This window comes from Kitasatospora sp. NPDC088264, from assembly GCF_040685715.1.
GTDB lineage: Bacteria > Actinomycetota > Actinomycetes > Streptomycetales > Streptomycetaceae > Kitasatospora.
This window is the reverse complement of record NZ_JBFBIR010000013.1, coordinates 131,032-147,522: the sequence shown is the minus strand read 5'-3', so window position 1 is coordinate 147,522 and position 16,491 is coordinate 131,032. Positions and strand designations below refer to the sequence as shown.

Genomic DNA, 16,491 nt, shown 5'->3' with positions numbered 1-16,491 from the left:
ACCTTCTTGCGACCGACCACCTCACCGCTCGGCAGTCGGATCTTGTCGAAGTCGACGAACCGCGGCTCGCCCGGCTTCGCCTGCAATCCGGACGTGCGCAGCCGCAGGGACAGATCACCGATCCGGCGCCGGAGGTCCCTCACGGGCATCGGAAGGTCGAGCGCGTGCTCAGGCATGAAAAGCCCCCATTTCACCGGTTGGTCAGCCAAACCTGCCCGCGGACCGGAAGCGCGGCGCGGCCGTCTATGAATCCAAAATCTGTTCCAGCAGCGCGCCTGGCCGTCGGCGAACGGGAAGCCCATCTGACCTCTGGAAAGCCAACAATTGGCGAGGTGTTCCAGGCCCTATTCGTTCAAGAGCTGGAGCCGAGCTTGACCCGCTGCTACGGTCACACGCATGACGCTCCCGATGTCCTCCGCCCGTGCTGTCGACTTGCGGGTTGAGCCGGTTGACGATGTTCTCGACCGCGTTGAGCAGGCTCTCCAGGTTCGCCTGGAGCGGGACACGGTGCTGCGCAAGCGCCGCTCCGTCGGCGCGCGGACGGGGCGTGATACCTGGGTCCGGATCGAACGGCGCCGGCTCGACAGGATCGATGGCCAGGGCTGGAACGGCACCGAATGCGCGGCGACCCTGACAGTGATCGACAAGCCCACGTGGTACGCGGGACTGGCTTGGCGGGATGAATCGAACACGGCGATGTGGCGGGCCGACGAGACCAGCCTCCTACCGGGAAACCCGGTCGGTAGCAGCGTGCTCGCAGTCGATCCGGATCTTCCTGAAAGCTGGTGGCAAGCGCTGAACTCCGCGCTGGACGCGTTGGCTGGGCAACACACGACGCGGCTGGCCACCCCCGACACCGTCACCATCACCCAAGCTGTGGTCACCGAGGCCATTCGCACCGCCTTTCCCAGCATCTTCGAGACGACCATCACGCGGTGGGCACCTGCCCACGCGGACCTGAACTGGGCGAACGTCACCGGCCCGCGATTCTGCTTGTTCGACTGGGAGGACTGGGGAAACGCGCCGCGGGGTCTGGACTCGGCGTCGCTGTGGGCCAATTCGCTTGCTGTCCCAGCACTGGCCGACCGCGTACGCCGAGAGCGCCGAGACGAGTTGGAGAGCCGGGACGGCAGGCTGATGACGCTGTTCGTCTGCTCGAAGATCATCGGACCTGACGCCCATCCGGAAGATCCCCGGGTGCAGCCGGCCCGGCACATGGCCGCCCGGATCATGGAGGAACTTCAAGCGGGTTGACGGCTCGCCCGGTCACGCAGGAGATCCCGGTACTCGAGCATCACCTGCTCGTCCGCAGCGCTGTCCAAGGCATCAAGCAGCTCGCGAAGGTGCGCGGGATTGTCCGAGCCGACGGCCAACGTCCCGACCTGTGGGAGGTGGTAGGCGGCCCTGAACGCTGCCTGCGGACGGGACAGCGAACTCCCCTGGTGCCGGAGGAATATACGAGGATCGAGCATGTCCCACACGGGGTCTCTGGCATCGCCTCCGAAGGGGCTCATCCCCCACATCGAATCGGCTTGCAAGCCCCACCGGGTGGCGAGGTCGTCGGCAGAGTCCAGCGTTCTGATCCCGACCAGCAGGCCGACCCGGACCATGAGCACGGACGGCTTCAGCATCGTGGGGTCTACCAGGTCGGGCAGCGAGGACGGATCCCATGACGAGATGCCCCAAGATCCGCACAGTCCCTGCGCCGTGGCGTCGTCGAGGGTGGCGCATGCCTGTGCCAGCGTGTCGCGGGCGTCTGGGGCTTCGCGTAGCGAGCGTTCCGGGTTGTGCAGAAAGACGAGGTCCGGAACTCGCTGAAGGTCCCGATTCGACTGCTCAAGGGCGAGCCGTAACCGGCCGGGGTCGAGAGAGTGTTCGACTCTGCCAGTCCCCTGGAAGAATCCAACCTTGGTCGACAACGTGAAGCGCGGAAGGAGGTCGCCGCCGATCTCCGTCAGCCTCCGGTGCGCCCCGAAGTCCCGGTAGTTGAAGCTCGTGTCAATCGCCGTGATACCCAGTTCCAGGGCGCTCGTCAGCAGTCGGCGTTCGTAACGAGACCGGTGTAACCCGAGAACAACTCGGGGGTGAGGCTCGCGCACAGTTCTTCCTCCGTCAGGATCTTCGCCACGTCCCCAACTTCGCTGCCCACAAGGCGTGCTGCCTCGTCCAGCCTCACAGGCTGGCCACCGAGAAGCATGCGCAGAGCGGGCAGGGCCTCGGCGGTGAAGGTGAGCTTCTTCCCGGCCGCACGAACGTCGACCGTCTCGCCGTTCTCCTCGATCACGGGCTGGAAGTCGGTGATGCACACCGCGGCTTCCAGCGGCCCGAAGATCTCCAGGAGCGGCACGTGCCTGGGTGCGATGGCCTCCCGTTCGCGGGCAGCGAGGAAGTCTGCCGGGCTCCGCGAGGCGACGATGCGTGCGGCAGCAGCGGCCAGTTCCCGTTGCTGCTTCTCTCGCTCTTCGGGGGTGCCCCAGCGGTCGAGGTCATGTCGGAAGAGTTCGGTCTCGCGGGACCAGTCTGCCAGCCAGGTAAGCCAGTTCACTCCCGTCCGTTTGGCGAAGCCGAGCGTCATGTGCATGCTCTGTCCCGGACCGCGGCCGACGCGGGACGCCTTGTGCCAGTAGCCGCGCGGAATGTGCATGACGTCACCGGTTTTCATCGCACCCGTCCAGACGACCTCGTCGCTGGGCGTGTTGTTCCGGTCGGCATCGCGGTACAGCGGAACTTGGCGTGAGGCGCCGCGCACCTCCCAGTCCTTCTCACCGGCCAATTGAATGATCAGGACATCGTGGTCATCCCAGTGCAGGTCGAAGCCGGCGGCGTCGTTGGTGGTCAGGTAGACATTGACCTGGACGTTCTCCCGGGACCACCACTGCATAGCCCGACACGCCACCTCCATCGTGGGGTCGAAGACGTTCGCCTGATCCAGAACGATCGTCGCGCCCTCGCGGAGGAGTTTGCCCAGTCGGCGCATATCCGCCATCGGAATACTCTGGCCCCTGAGCGAGATCTGCGAGCTCAGGTAGGCCTTGGGGTGCAACTCCTCGCCGCCACGGAAGCAACGGAACTGAGGGTTCGCCAGGCTCCGGCGCATCACCATGTCGAGAAGTCCCTGGGGCGTGAGCATTCGCCCCACCAGCTCGGTGTCGCTGAGGCTGCCCCGAGCGAACTGCTTCCCGAGTTGCCCGGGGCCCTCCCAGCCCAGAGCTCCCTCAACAGCACGTACCAGACGGTGCTTCACAGTCTCTCTCTTCCTTCGAGTCAGAAGCGCGAGGGGACGGAGGATCCCGCCGAGTTGGTCGACGGGACCCTCCACCCCAGGACGCCGGCCTGTCAGGCGGGGTTGTTCAGGCCATCACCGTCGGGCCAGGGGCCGTCTCCCGAACCGCCCGTCCCCGGGTCGGAGCGGTCGCTGTCATGCCGGTCGTGGACGCTTGCCAGCACTTCCACGGCCACCAGAAGGCCACCCCTGGTGGGGGATGGCGTATTCTCGGGCACTGTTGTGCTCCTTCCATATCGGGTAATCCCGCCGGGGTTCCAGCGGGAAGTCTTGAGTGACCGCGTCCGACGACCGCCCGGCCAGCTCACTCCGGACAGCTCTGGCAGGCACTGTGCTGCGGCCCTGTGCCTTCTCCCGGTCTCCGTTGATGCTGGCGATCGGTACCGGGACGGCACGACCCCATCTCGGGACATCCTGGAGACGTCCCAGGACGTGCCGGTCTGTGGAGCGCGATGAACCAAGCCGAGGCCCAGCCTTCGCGCCTGCCGAGCCGACCGGCTGCGGCAGGTCTCCACCAAAGCGCCTCCAACCAGGATGGAACAGAGCAGAATTGATGCATTGATGTGGCATCGCTGCGGGAAACCCGGGCGCAGCCTGGCATGTTCTGCCGACGGACGATTTGGCGCACTGGGGGTGGTGGCCGATGGGGCGCAGCCGCGAGTGGTTCATCCAGCACGGGAAGAGCATGGGCTTCACACCGGAATCCCCAGCCGAGGCCTCCGGTGTCGACCGTTCGACGGTCGGCCGGTTACGGGGGATGCTTAGGCCCTTCTCCGCGGTAGTACCGGCTGGGACGGGTAGCCTTCGAGCCCGGGCACATCGACGGCCGAGGGGAACGGATGACCGGGGAGAACGGCGGGCCGCTCGCAGCGAAGTGCGTGGCGCGCAAACAGGTGTCGCATGATGAACTGCTCACCGCGGACGGGGCGCTGTGGTGGCTCCAGTCCGACCCGGACCTGGGCGGGGCCCGCCGGTTGATGCGCGCGAGCCCATCCGGCCCGGCCCTGGCGCAGACGCCGCCCGGAGTATCAGTGGGCGGCTGGCTTCACGCCTACGGCGGCGGCTCCTTCGCGGTCGCCGCCGACACCCAGTGGGTGATCGCCGAGGACAGTAAGGTCTACCGGCTCCGGCCTGGCGTCGAGCCGGAGTCGGCCGTCGCTGTGGCCGACGGGTACCAGTACGGCGAGCTGCACCACGCTGAGGACACCCTGCTTGCCGTCCGGGGCACCGACGAGGGCGACCAGATCGTCGAGATCACCCCGCAGGGCGAGGCCCGGGTGCTGGTCAGCTCGACCGGCTTCCTCGCCGCCCCGCAGCTGCACTGCGGGGCGCTCGCGTACCTGGAATGGGACGCCGACCGGATGCCGTGGGACTCCACCCGACTTCTGCTGACCGACGTGCTGCCCGACCGGAAGGGCCCGGGGCACCTGGTCGCAGGCAGCGATCAGGAAGCCGTGGTCCAGCCGCTCTGGGGCCCCGACGGGCAGCTGTACTTCATGTCCGACCGCACCGGATGGTGGAACCTCTACCGCTGGACAGGCGAAACCGTGGAGCCGGTAGCGCCGATGGAGGCCGATTGCGCGCCCGCCCCGTGGGAGGGCGGGTACAGGTCGTACGCCTTCACCGACTCCGGGCAGATCGTGCTGACCGTCCACGACGGCATCCGCACCCAGCTGGTGACCGTCGGCCGCGACGGGCTGCTGACCCGGCACGCCACGAACCTGACCTCGATCAAGCCCTACGTCGCCGCTCTCGGCAATCAGGTGTTCCTGATCGGATCAACCCCCACCAGCCGCCCGTCCGTGCGCGTGATCGATCTCAGCGAACCGGGCGGGCCTCCAGCGCTGCCGATCGAGCCCAGCATCGACGGCGTCCCTGCCCAGTCCGCCTCGAACCCGGCCATCCACACCGCCCACTCGGGTGAACTCTCCATCCACTACCTGCTGCACCAACCCGACGGAGGGCTCCCCGCTCCCCTGATCGTCCGAGCCCACCCAGGACCCACCGACGACGTCCCCCTGCGCCTGGACTGGGCCGTGCAGTTCTTCGTCAGCCGCGGCTTCGCCGTCGCGGAGGTGGCCTATCGCGGCAGCACCGGACAGGGCCGGGCCTTCCGGCAGTCCCTGCACGGCCACTGGGGCGAGTACGACGTCGAGGACTGCGCGACGGTCGCCCGACACCTGTTGGAGAGCGGTCAGGTGCGCCGAGACGCCGTCTTCATCACCGGAGCCAGCGCCGGCGGATACACCGCACTGCAGGCCGCCTGCCGCCAGGGCCCGTTCACCGCGGCGACCGCCACCTCCGCGATCATCGACCCGACGCGCTGGGAAAAAGCCGTGCCGCGGTTCCAACGGCCCCACGCGGCGATCCTGGCAGGCCCGGCCGGGGAGGTCCGCGCGGAGGCTGTCCGCATGCCGGTCCTGCTGATCCACGGAACGGCTGACGAGATCGCCGCAGCCGACGACACCCGCCGACTCTCCAACGACCTCGCGGCACTCGGCCGCCCCTGCGAGGCCCTGTTCCTGGAGGGCGTCGGCCACTACCTGTCCGCGCCGGCAGCCCTGGAGCGTGCGCTGCTGGCCGAGCTCGACTTCTACAGGCTCATGCTCTGCGAGCCGTAGCCGTCGCGGCTCGGTCCGCCGCCGGTAGGACAAGGCGCGCGTACTCACGAAGCTCAACCACCGGCGCGTAGCGGGCGTGGGTATCGAGCCCCGCCAGAACGCCAGCGACGCGCTGGACGCAGCGCCCGGACGAGGTCCTGGCCGCGTAGTTCACGGCATCGCGGCCGGCGGCACACGCCTGGTCGACGTCACCCGTGCGCAGCCATGTCGAGGCGAGTAAGGCAGCGTCGATCGCAAGACGTCGCACCTTGTCGCGCCCCACGCCCTCGATGGCGTCCGCCAGGTGGCCCCTGGCGGCTGGGGAGCGGTCGAGGTCGTGCAGGCAGTGCGCGACCTCGTCCGCCAGATAGGCCGGTGTGAAGTACCTGATCCACGACGGTTCGTCCGCGGGAACGGACGAATCGAGCAGCCGCTCCGCCTGGAAGATCAGGGCGGTGGCTTCCTGCTCCTGACCCATCCGGGCGTGGGCCCGGGCTTGGACCGCGGTGATGGCTGCCCGCGTCGCGGGGCTCGCCGCTGTGCTCACCGCTGCGGCAGCGGACTGGGCCCAGCGCAGGGCGTGGCGCGGCTGGCGGCTGTGCAAAGCCAGGTGGCCGAGGTTCACCGCGACGAGGTAGGCCCCATAGGCGTGGTTGTGGGTCGCACTGGTCAATGCCAGCGCGCGCATGTAGTAGGCCTGAGCCCGGTTCGGATCTCCGGCGTCGACGGCCTGGTAGCCGGCCAGCTCAAGGAAGCCGGTGGCTACGCGGGCCCTGGCGTGCACGGTGTCGTCGCTCGCTGCGGGGCGGGCGAGCAGCATCGCGAGTTCGGTGTCGATGTAGGTGGTCAACTGAGCGGCGAACGGGCCGGCGCCGTGCGTGTGGTCGAGCTGGCGGAACATCGTGAGCATGCCCTCTGCCACCGTGACATCGTCGTCGGTCACCCACAGATGGGCATCCGTCAGCAATGTTGCTGGGGAACTGAAGCCGGACGCCCAGTCCCTCACGTGGGCATCACCGTCGGTCAGTCGGAGCTCGCCCGCAACGGAGTGCGTCGGCTCGTCGAGCGGCTCGGATGCCGGCGGTTCAGCAGGACGGGCGGTGTCCACAGCCGGAGCCGACCCGTGTCGATCTCCATCGGTGCTTGGTTCTTGATCGACCGTCAGTAGTCCGTGCAACTGGGTTACGGAAATGCCCAGTTCTGCCGCCAGCCGTGGCCGAAGCCACGGCCGCGGGTCGCCCTTCCCGGTCTCCCAACGGTGAACCGTTGAGCGATCCACATGGAGGGCAGCCGCGATGGACTCCTGTGTGTGGCCGACCAACTCCCTTTGGGCAACCAGGGCTGGCCTTCTCTTGACCACCATCGGCTGCCTCCCCAACTTCTTGATTCCGGCAACGCCGCAGCCAAGGGGCAGCTTTGTCGCACGGACACCGCATGTATGCAGCAAGTTTGCTCTGTTTCCACCGACTTGGCAGTGGTTCTCTGTGATCCGCCGCAACGAACTGCGATCGAGCGCAGACCATGTCGTTCAGCCGATCCTCGCACGACGGCTCATCCATCCCCCGTTCAGCAGTCTATGGAATGTCCCGGGACGTCCCGAAGGCGTCCGTCTCCGTGGTGACACCGTCCATCGCCCGACAGTCAGCATGAACTCGACGCCGATGGATGATCCCGAAGCTCTCCTGCGGCGGTTGCGTCATTCAACTCGACGCCGCAGCGAGGAGTACGGGCCGCGCTCGTCGTTTCACGGGCGCGGCCCCATCCCTTTGACCGCCCGCTCGCCGTGCTACCCCCGTCGCGGCGTGCGGGTGCACTACCCAGCCGACCCGCAGTTCCAGATACCGCCGAGGACACCATGGCCGCCCTTCAGAACCCGCAGCAGACACCATCCCAGGCCAGACGGCAGTCGGCTTCCGGCGATGCTCCGGCCGGTGCCCGGATGCCGGCCTACCTGCGCGGCTGGGCGCCCGGCGCCGCGCTGGACATCGACCGAGCGCTCCCGGCGCGGATCGACCACCAGCTGCTCGGCGGGAAGGACGGCTTTCGCGCTGACCGCACCGTAGCGGAGCAGTTGGCCAGGGCGGTGCCCGGTTTCGCCCAAGCCGTGGAGGCTCGTCGTCAGTTCGTGGAACGCGCGCTGCGGCACCTGGCCCAGGACGAACAGGTAAGGGAGGTACTGATCCTGGGAGCCGGGCTGCCGTCCCTCCCGCACCTGCACGGGGTGGTCCAGGCGGAGGCTCCGCAGGCACGGGTAGTGCATATCGATCACGATCCGATCGTGCTGAGCCACCTGCGGGCCGAGCTGACCTGCCCTCCGCCGGGCCGGCTGGCGGTGGCCCGCGGACACATTCGCGATCCGCAGCAACTCCTTGGCTCCAGCGCGGTGCGCTCGCTGCTCGCCGCCGGGAGGCCGGTGGCCGTGGTGCTGGAGTCGGTCCTGGAATTTATCCCGGACGAGGAAGATCCGCGACGATTGGTCACGGAGTTGATGAAGGGGCTGCCGCACGGCTCTTGGCTGGTGCTCTCCCACCCCACGGCGGACTTCGCGCCGGCGATGTGGCAAACGATCACCACGATCTACCACTCCCATGGGATCAAGATCTTCCCCCGGCGCACGGAGCAGATCGCGGGCTTCCTCGACCGTATGCTGCTCGCCGCCCCGGGCCTGGTGACGCTCAATCGATGGTGCCCGGATCCGCTGGTACTTGCCAAGTTGGGCGATGCCGCGGTGTCGCGGTACGGGGCGATCGGCCGGCCGGGCCTGCCGGGTGCGGGCGAGGTGCGGTGATGGCTGTCCGAGTGGACGACGTGGTGTTCCACCCGGCCGGGCTGGACGCCCACCTACGTGGGGCGGTGACGGACCTCCAGGCGGGGCGGTGGATGTCCACCCGCGAGCTGCTGGCCCGCACCGGGAGTGACTGGCCTCTGCGAACCGCACGCAGCCAGGTTCTCGCGGGGGCGGCGGCCCGCTCAGATGTGCTGGAGCACTGGGCCCGTGAGGACCCGGGCAGCGCCGACCTCGCCGTGCTGCGGGCGCGGGTGGCGGTACTGCGAACGCTGGCCGCCGCACAAGCGCGCTGCCCCGAGGCCGGCGCGATGCACGAGACGGCCCGTGAGGCGTGCTGGCACGCGACGCGGGTCGCACCGGCCGATCCGGTTCCGTGGGTGGCGCTACTGGAACTGGCCGTCCTCGACCCGAGCCAGGTACTTCAGGAGCACGGCGGGCAGCCGCCGGATGCTCTGCTGCCTGCCGGCCCGTGGTGGTTGCTCTCGCAGCTCCAGCGGCGCGACCCGTACAGCCGCGAAGGGCATCACCGAATGCTGCGCTGGTGGCTGCACCACGGCCGTCCGGGGTTCGGACAAGGCTTCGTGAGCTGGCTGATGGGCCACGCCCCGGCAGGCTCGCCCCTGCGGCTCCTGCCGCTCTACCTGCACGTGGAGCGTTACCGCAACGCCCCGAAGCGGGAGGCACTGCTGCGCAACCAGTGGATGCAGGAGCCGTGCACCCGGGACACCGAGTGGGTCTGGGCGGAATGGTTCCTGGGCCAGGCGAGCGAGGCGCGGTCAGTGCCTGACCTGAGCCACCTCGCCCACGCCCTGTGGGCCGGCAACAAGAAGGACCAAGCGGCCCAGGTGTTCGAGGTCCTGGGGCCGCTGGGCTCCCACCAGCCCTGGGAGAGCGTGGTGAACCGGCCCGGTAGCGGTCATGCCCTGCTTCTGGACGCTCGACGCCAGGCCGCCAGGGCAGCCTCCCGCATCTGATCCCGAAGCGCCCAAAGCACCGCGCCGCCCGATTCTCTTTTCCTGAAACCTCGTTGGAGGAATTGTGTCCCGCATACACCGCGCCGCTCCGTTGAGCGCCAGCGATGACGACTCCCACCTGAAGTCCCTGGGGTACACCCCTGTCCTGGTACGCCGGATGGGGCCTTTCGGGAATTTCGCGGTGTCCTTCTCGGTGATCTCGATCCTGTCCGGCTGCATGACGCTCTACGGGTTCGGCCTGACCACCGGCGGCCCGGCCGTGATGCTGTGGGGCTGGGTCGGGGTGGGCTTCATGGTGCTGCTCCTGGGCCTGGCGTTCGCCGAGGTCACTTCGGCCTATCCGACATCGGGCGCCTTGTACTACCAGGCGCACACGCTCGGCGGGCCCAAGTGGGGCTGGTACACCGGCTGGCTCAACCTCCTTGGGCTGCTTGGGGCGATCGCCGGAATCGACTACGGCGCCGCGCAGTTCACAGGCGCTCTGCTGCAGATGCAGTTCTCCTTCGCCCCGACGCCCGGGAAGCTGTTCGTCATCTTTGCGCTGTTCCTGCTGCTGCACGCGCTGGTGAACCTGCGCGGGGTGCAGCTGGTCAGCGTCCTGAACAGCGTATCCGTGGTGTGGCACCTGGTGGGGGTGGGCGTGATCGTGACCGTCCTCGCCCTGCTTCCGGCCCACCACCAGCCCGCAGCCTTCGTGTTCGGGCACTTCGCCAACCAGACCGGTTGGCACAGCCCGGTGTACGTCGCGGCGATTGGCTTGCTGATGGCGCAGTACACGTTCTCCGGCTACGACGCCTCCGCGCACCTGTCGGAGGAGACCACGCAGGCGTCGGTGGCGGCGCCGCGCGGGATCGTCCGCTCGATCTGGGTGTCCTGGATCGCTGGCCTGGTCCTGTTGGCCGGCCTGACCTTCGCCATCCAGGACTACGCCGGGACCGTCGGCACCGCGACCGGGGTGCCGCCCGCGCAGATCTTCCTGGACGCGGTCGGCTCGACCGGCGCGAAGCTCCTGCTGCTGATCGTGATCGGCGCCCAGCTGTTCTGCGGTGCGGCCGAGGTGGCGGCCGCCGCCCGGATGGCGTTCGCCTTCTCGCGTGACGGTGCGCTGCCGGGCTCCGCCTGGTGGCGCAGGGTCTCGCCGAGGACCGCGACGCCGGTGGCCGCGGTCTGGCTGTCGGTGGGCGTGGCCCTGGTGCTCACCCTGCCGGTGCTGTACTCGCCGAGCGCCTACGCGGCGGTCACCTCGATCAACGTCGTCGGGATCACGCCGGCGATCGCGATTCCGGTGTTCCTACGCCTGCGTGCGGGACGGCGCTTTCGGCCCGGGCCGTGAAGCCTGGGCCGCTGGAGCAAGCCGATCGGTGTCGTGGCCGTGGTGTGGGTCGCCTGCGTGACGCTGCTGTTCTGCCTGCCGCAGGTATCCCCAGTGACAGTCGACTCCTTCAACTACGCCGGTATCGCCTTGGTGGTGGTTCTGGTCGGCGCGGAGGTCAGCTATCGGGTGGCCGGCCCTCGCTACAGCGTCCCAGTCGCCGACCGGGCGATGGCCGAGCTTGAAGCCGAGGTCGTGTGATGACCACCGCACCGATGCCCACACCGGGCAGGGGCCCGCAGTTGCGCGGCCCGCTGACACCGACCCAGTTCCGTGAGGCGGTACGGATCGGCGAGGTGCGCCAAGTGCGGATCGCAACCATCGACCTGCAGGGCCGGCTGCGCGGCAAGACCTTCCCAGCGGAATACGTCCTGGAACAGCTGCTAAACGGGACGATGCGCATGGAGGGCTGCGGGTATCTGCTGGCCACCGACCTGGGCATGGTGCCGACCGAGAGCTGGTGGCGCGACGGCTACGGGGACATACGCCTGGCCCCCGACACCCGGTCGGTGCGGGTGGTGCCGTGGGTGCCGCACACCGCGCTGGTGCTCGCCGATCCGCTGGACACCGCCGGGCAGCGCCTGCCGGTCGCGCCGGGCACGGTGCTGCGTGAGCAACTCGCCGACCTGGCGGCTCTCGGCCTGGAAATCAGGGTCGGGCTGGAGAGCGAGTTCGTCGTCTACCACTGGCCGGACGAGGACCAAGCGCCGCGGCAGGGCGCGGGTGCGCTCACTCGGCGGCCGGTGACCGGACCGGGCCGGGACTACGCCTTCGACCTGCCGGAGAAGGTGGCCCAGTACCTGGCGCGCCTGACGTCGGCGCTGTCCAACGCCGGGCTGCCGGTGGAGGCGGTCAAGTCGGAAGGCGCGCCGGGCCAGCTGGAGATCACCTTCCCCCACGGCGACGCGATGGCGGCGTGCGAGCAGCACGTGCTGTTCAAGGAAGCCGCACGCTCGGTCGCTGAACGCCACCACATGGCTGCAACGTTCATGGCGGCGCCCGACGACTCGACGGGCTCGGGGCTGCACCTGCACCTATCGCTGTGGCGCGACGGCAGGCCGCTGCTCGTCCACCCCGACCAGCCCGAGGAGCTTTCGCCGCTGGGCGAGCATGTGGTGGCCGGCCTGCTCGGCGCGCTCCCGGACCTCATGCCGCTCCTCGCGCCGTACGTCAACTCCTACAAGCGGTACCGCGATCACAGCTTCGCCCCGACGCGATTCGCGTGGGGTCACGACAACCGTGGTTGCGCGGTGCGGGTGGTCGGGCACGGCCCCGGCCTCCACCTGGAGGTGCGGCTGCCCGGCGCGGACGCCAACCCCTATCTGTTGGTGGCTGCCGCCGCGGCGGCAGCTCGCTGGGGGATCGAGGAGCACCTGGCGCCGCCGGCGCCGGTTGCCGGTGACGCCTACCGGCAGACCACCGCCCCGCTGGTACCGCTGTCGCTCACCGAAGCGGTTGGGGCCTTCGAGCAAAGCGCCCTGGCCGGGAGCCTGTTCGGCGAGAAGCTCGTCGCGCACTACGCGATGGCCGCGGATGCCGAACTTCACTTCCATGAGCGGCACGTCAGCGACCTCGAAGTCACGCGCGGCTTCGACCAAGCCTGACTTCGCCGCCGACCATCCCTGTCCGACCCGACGCAGGAAGACACCTGTTGAGATCCCTCCACCCCTCCGCCGAGGACTGTCTGCTGCTCGACCCGTGCCCGTCCCTGACCGTTCTCGTGGCCGGGCCGCACGGCACAGCCGCAGCCCTGGCCGCAGTCCTGAGCGATGACCCGCTGCGACAGATCACCGAGCCGCTGAGCGTCACCGCCCCCGGTAGCGGCCTGGGCGAGGACCCCGAGGCGACGGTGACGCTCGGCCTGGGCAGCATCGCCCTGGAGCAGGCCACCGTCACGCTCTTCGCCGTCCCGGACGAGGAGAGGCTGTGGTTCCGCTGGGAGGAACTGCTGGCCGCAGCCGACGCCGCGCTAGTGATTGCCGACCCCCACGATCCGGGGTCATCCCTGGCCACGACCGAATACCTCTACCGGCGCCGCATCCCCCTGGCCGTGGTCATCAACCAGCCCGGTCCCGCCTGGCTGGGCGCAGCGGCGACCGTCCGCCGGGCTCTGTACCTGGCCGACCCGCGCATCCCCCTCGTGACGGCCGACATCGCCGAGCACAGCCCCGCGCTGCGCTCCCTGATCACGCTCGTCGAACACGCCCACGCCTTGGTGGCTGCCCCGGCCGCCGCGCTGCCGCAGCAGAGGAGCAGCTGACCATGGGCTCCCGCGACCATGCCGACTCTGCACCCCCGCCAGCCCCGCACCCGATCGGGATCGGCGACCCGGCCGGGCCCGGCCCGGCCGACGGCGCAGCCGCTGGCCCGAGCGACCCGCCTGCGCTGGCCAAGGTCCTCGTCGCGGGCGCAGGCGGCGTCGGCAAGTCCGCGCTGCTGGCCGTGCTCAGCGACACCCCTCCCCGGCTGGCCGAGAAGTACGTCAGCGTCACGGCGCCCGGCCACCCGGCGGGGCCGGGCGCGACCCTGAACCTGGCCGTCGGGCGGATCATCCTGGAGGACGCCGCCGTCCTGCTGCTCAGCACCCCGGCCGACGCCCGGCTGTGGCGGCGCTGGGAGGAGCTGCTGCACGGCGCGATCGGCGCCGTCGTCGTGGTCGACGCCCACCGCCCCGCCGACGGGCGCACCGCGATCCATGCCCTGACGGAGCACGGCATCCCGTGCGTCATCGCGGTCAACGGCCACGGCGGGCAGCCGGTTGGCGCCCGGCAGATCCGCGCCCGCCTTCGCCTGGGCGAGGGGACGGACACGGTGCTCGTCGTGCTCGACGTCCACGACCGCGCCGCTGCACTGAGCGTCCTGGTGGCGCTCCTGGAGCTGGCCGTTGCCCGTGCCGGCCCCCAGCCCCCGGCCGACCCGACCACCCCCGAGCCCTTAACCTCACGGAACTGACCGATGGACCACCCCTACCGCTACGACGGACCAGGCAGACTCAGCGCACCGCACCTCGTCGGGATCGACGAGATGGGCATGCCGGCTCTGGCGCAACTGCTCCTACAACGCGGCGCCCGCGTCACCGGCTCCGCCGCAGCGGAGAGCAAGATCACCACCGCACTGGCGAAAGCCGGAGCACGCATCAGCTACAGCTTCGACCGCGCGAACGTCCGGGCCGACCGCTCCGCTGTCCTCTGGTCCGAAGGCGGCATCGGGCAGGAACGGGAGCTCGGCCGCGCCGAGGAGATGCGGCTTGCCATCCTGCACCACGCGCAGGCCCTGGCGCTGCTCACCGACGAGGCCCCGGCCTCCGTCGTGGTGACGGGCAGCCACAGCATCGCCACCGCCGCCGTGATGCTGGTCGCCGCGCTCGACCACCGCAACCCGTCCTACCTGCTCAACGACGCGCCGCTCGGCGGCGACTACGGACACCACGGCGCCAGCAGCCTGCTGATCGCCGCCGCGCAGGACGAAGACCAGGACAACGCCGTCCCGGCACTGCGGCCCACCGTCACGATCATCCTCAACGCGGCCCAAGCCCCTCCCCGCCACCGGGACCAGGACGCCGCGCTGGCCCAGCTGGAGGCCGCCGCCCGGCGCAGCTCCACCGTGGTCCTTCCCACCGGAGACCCGCATGCGTGCACGCTGGCGACGCGGCTGGCCGAGCGCTCGGGCCCACGGGTCATCCGGGTCGGGGAGTGCCACGAAGCGGACGTGCGGGTCATGGGGATCACCTGGGACGGGACCCACAGCAGAGTGACCGTCCAGGACAACGACGGATCTTGGCACACCATCATCGTGGCGGTCGCGGGCCGGCACAACGCGAAGGCCGCGGCCCTCGTCTTCGCGGCCGGCCGCGTGCTGGGCTCCCGAGGCGAGGACCTGGCGGCCGGCATCAGCGAGAACTTCCGCGGCGCCGAGCGGTCCCTGACACCGCTCCACCGGCAGGGCGGGATCACCGTGGTCGACTCCCTCGCCACCCACCCCGCCGAAATCGAGCACGACCTGCGCGCGGCCCGGATGCTCACCGAGGGCAGCGTCATCGCCGTCCTGGAACCCGCCGGCTGGGCCACCACCATCGCCCTCGGCGCGGAGATCGGGGCCCGGCTGTCCCCGGCCGACGAGGTGGTGCTCCTGCCGGTGCACACCCCCCAATCGCAGGCACACCCCGACGCCGGGGCCGGCACCACCGCCATCGCCCGCGCCATCACCATCCACGGCCTGGAGGCCAAGCACGTCCACGTCGTGGAGGACAGGGCGGCAACCGGGGCGGAGCAGCTGATCGCCTCACTCGCGGCCTCCGGCGACCTCGTCCTGATCATGGGCACCGGCCGCGCCGCCCGCCTCGCCCGGCGCCTGCTCTTCCACCTCGGCGCACCCCAGTTCCCGATACCGAAGGACCTGTAGGGCGCCCGTACCCGACTGCCCCTCGCCTACGGGCCAGTTCAGATGAGAGAAGGACATGACCGACCAGACCAGCAGGTGGCGGCCGATCAGCGAAGCCATTTCGGAGGCGTCCGCGATCCGGCCCCTGCCGGTGCGCACGCCCGGTGCCCACCGGCCCGACCCGCACCTCGTGGCCGCCGACCGCGACTTCTTTACCGCCCGCACCGCGGCCTCGCCCCGCTACAACCGAGACCTGTCCCAGGGCCTGCCGTACTCCACTGACGGGCCGTTCGAGCCGGAGTGCGCATGACCACCCCGGCGCGCGGCGGCGGCCCCAGCGGCGTCCTCACTCCTCGGCAGTGGGCCGAGCGCGCAGGCATCCCCGTGGCGCTGCTGCAGTTCGCCGACGACCGGGACCGCACTCCCACGGTCACCGGCACCGTCCATCGCTCCGAGGGCGGGGGCTGCGCTACACCCGCCTGGTGGCCCGCTGGCCGGGAACGAACGTGCGAACCGAAGTGACCGCCCCCGGCCACCCCGACCACCCCGCTGGTCCCACCGCTGCCCTGCGCGGCGCGCTGCCTGAGTGGCCGGGCACCAACGAGCCGGACATCTGGGACTCTCACCTGTCGATCGACGGCAGTCTGGTGTTGGCCTGCCACCACCGGGCGGCCAGCCTGGTGGCGCGCGCCACCGCGCGCGAGGGCCGGCACCTCCTCGTCGTCACCGAGGCCGAGGACGAGCGGCCCGGCCAAGTGCCCCGCCTGCCCCTCGTCCTGCCAGCCGGTCGGACCACCGCCGGACCGGGCAACAGCGCACACTCCCGCGACGACGAGGAGGAACTCCGAGCGGCCGACACCGCTGAGGCCGAACCGACCTCACCGATGCCGTGCGGGGACCGGGACGCGCACCGAGACGACTGGGCACGACAACACCTCGCCTGGCTCCTGACCCGGCCTGAGGAACCGCCGGACCTCGCACCGCGCCTGCTCGAGGTACTGCAGCTCGCGGCCGACGGAGACGCGGACGCGCAGATCGCCGCGAAGCTGTTCTTGAGCGCCAACACCATCAAGAGCCACCTGACGCGGACGTAA

13 protein-coding genes and 2 pseudogenes are annotated in these 16,491 nt (G+C 70.0%); 11 read left to right on the top strand and 4 right to left on the bottom strand.

Annotated features, from left to right (window positions below; genetic code table 11):
• Positions 1-396 precede the first annotated feature (396 nt).
• Entirely contained in the window at positions 397-1,254 is an 858-nt protein-coding gene (locus AB0O82_RS13765; protein WP_363583251.1) for a hypothetical protein, read from the top strand.
• On the opposite strand, the gene AB0O82_RS13760 is transcribed toward AB0O82_RS13765, so the two are convergent.
• Together AB0O82_RS13760 and AB0O82_RS13755 are read right to left on the bottom strand one after the other, a co-directional pair.
• On the bottom strand, positions 1,242-2,099 hold the full coding sequence (locus AB0O82_RS13760) for an aldo/keto reductase (RefSeq protein WP_363583249.1): 858 nt from the start codon (positions 2,097-2,099) through the stop codon (positions 1,242-1,244). The two genes, AB0O82_RS13765 and AB0O82_RS13760, sit on opposite strands and share 13 nt — an antisense overlap.
• Complete coding sequence (locus tag AB0O82_RS13755) at positions 2,033-3,244, bottom strand: cupin domain-containing protein (protein ID WP_363583247.1); 1,212 nt, start codon at positions 3,242-3,244, stop codon at positions 2,033-2,035. Before AB0O82_RS13755 ends, AB0O82_RS13760 begins: the two co-directional genes overlap by 67 nt.
• Before the next feature lie 878 nt (positions 3,245-4,122).
• On the opposite strand from AB0O82_RS13755, the gene AB0O82_RS13750 reads away from it, so the two are divergent.
• Positions 4,123-5,904 (top strand): prolyl oligopeptidase family serine peptidase, encoded by a 1,782-nt coding sequence (locus AB0O82_RS13750; RefSeq protein ID WP_363583245.1) that lies wholly within the window; start codon positions 4,123-4,125, stop codon positions 5,902-5,904.
• On the opposite strand, the gene AB0O82_RS13745 is transcribed toward AB0O82_RS13750, so the two are convergent.
• Together AB0O82_RS13745 and AB0O82_RS13740 are read right to left on the bottom strand one after the other, a co-directional pair.
• A complete protein-coding gene (locus AB0O82_RS13745) occupies positions 5,885-6,991 on the bottom strand; it encodes a hypothetical protein (RefSeq protein ID WP_363583280.1) in 1,107 nt (368 codons plus the stop codon). The two genes, AB0O82_RS13750 and AB0O82_RS13745, sit on opposite strands and share 20 nt — an antisense overlap.
• 87 nt (positions 6,992-7,078) lie before the next feature.
• Positions 7,079-7,246, bottom strand: a pseudogene (locus tag AB0O82_RS13740) (helix-turn-helix transcriptional regulator); the annotation flags it as partial.
• A gap of 492 nt (positions 7,247-7,738) precedes the next feature.
• Between AB0O82_RS13740 and AB0O82_RS13735 the strand changes: the two are divergent.
• The 9 genes and pseudogenes from AB0O82_RS13735 to AB0O82_RS13695 all read left to right on the top strand — a co-directional run bounded on the left by AB0O82_RS13735 (position 7,739) and on the right by AB0O82_RS13695 (position 16,491).
• Positions 7,739-8,671 carry an SAM-dependent methyltransferase gene (locus AB0O82_RS13735; RefSeq protein ID WP_363583243.1) on the top strand — a complete coding sequence of 311 codons (933 nt, stop codon included), beginning with the start codon at positions 7,739-7,741 and terminating at the stop codon, positions 8,669-8,671.
• Complete coding sequence (locus AB0O82_RS13730; protein WP_363583241.1) at positions 8,671-9,645, top strand: hypothetical protein; 975 nt, start codon at positions 8,671-8,673, stop codon at positions 9,643-9,645. The genes AB0O82_RS13735 and AB0O82_RS13730 overlap by 1 nt, the downstream gene beginning before the upstream one ends.
• A gap of 61 nt (positions 9,646-9,706) precedes the next feature.
• Positions 9,707-11,218 (top strand): annotated as a pseudogene (locus tag AB0O82_RS13725) (amino acid permease).
• On the top strand, positions 11,218-12,621 hold the full coding sequence (locus AB0O82_RS13720) for a glutamine synthetase family protein (protein ID WP_363583239.1): 1,404 nt from the start codon (positions 11,218-11,220) through the stop codon (positions 12,619-12,621). The pseudogene AB0O82_RS13725 and the gene AB0O82_RS13720 overlap by 1 nt, the downstream one beginning before the upstream one ends.
• 47 nt (positions 12,622-12,668) lie before the next feature.
• On the top strand, positions 12,669-13,277 hold the full coding sequence (locus AB0O82_RS13715) for a hypothetical protein (RefSeq protein ID WP_363583237.1): 609 nt from the start codon (positions 12,669-12,671) through the stop codon (positions 13,275-13,277).
• A 2-nt stretch (positions 13,278-13,279) separates the two neighbouring features.
• Entirely contained in the window at positions 13,280-13,969 is a 690-nt protein-coding gene (locus AB0O82_RS13710) for a hypothetical protein (protein WP_363583235.1), read from the top strand.
• A 3-nt stretch (positions 13,970-13,972) separates the two neighbouring features.
• Positions 13,973-15,418, top strand: coding sequence for a Mur ligase domain-containing protein (locus AB0O82_RS13705; RefSeq protein ID WP_363583233.1), 1,446 nt, complete (start codon positions 13,973-13,975; stop codon positions 15,416-15,418).
• A gap of 55 nt (positions 15,419-15,473) precedes the next feature.
• Positions 15,474-15,707: a hypothetical protein gene (locus tag AB0O82_RS13700; RefSeq protein WP_363583231.1), complete on the top strand. Its 234-nt coding sequence runs from the start codon at positions 15,474-15,476 to the stop codon at positions 15,705-15,707.
• A 196-nt stretch (positions 15,708-15,903) separates the two neighbouring features.
• A complete protein-coding gene (locus AB0O82_RS13695; RefSeq protein WP_363583229.1) occupies positions 15,904-16,491 on the top strand; it encodes a helix-turn-helix transcriptional regulator in 588 nt (195 codons plus the stop codon).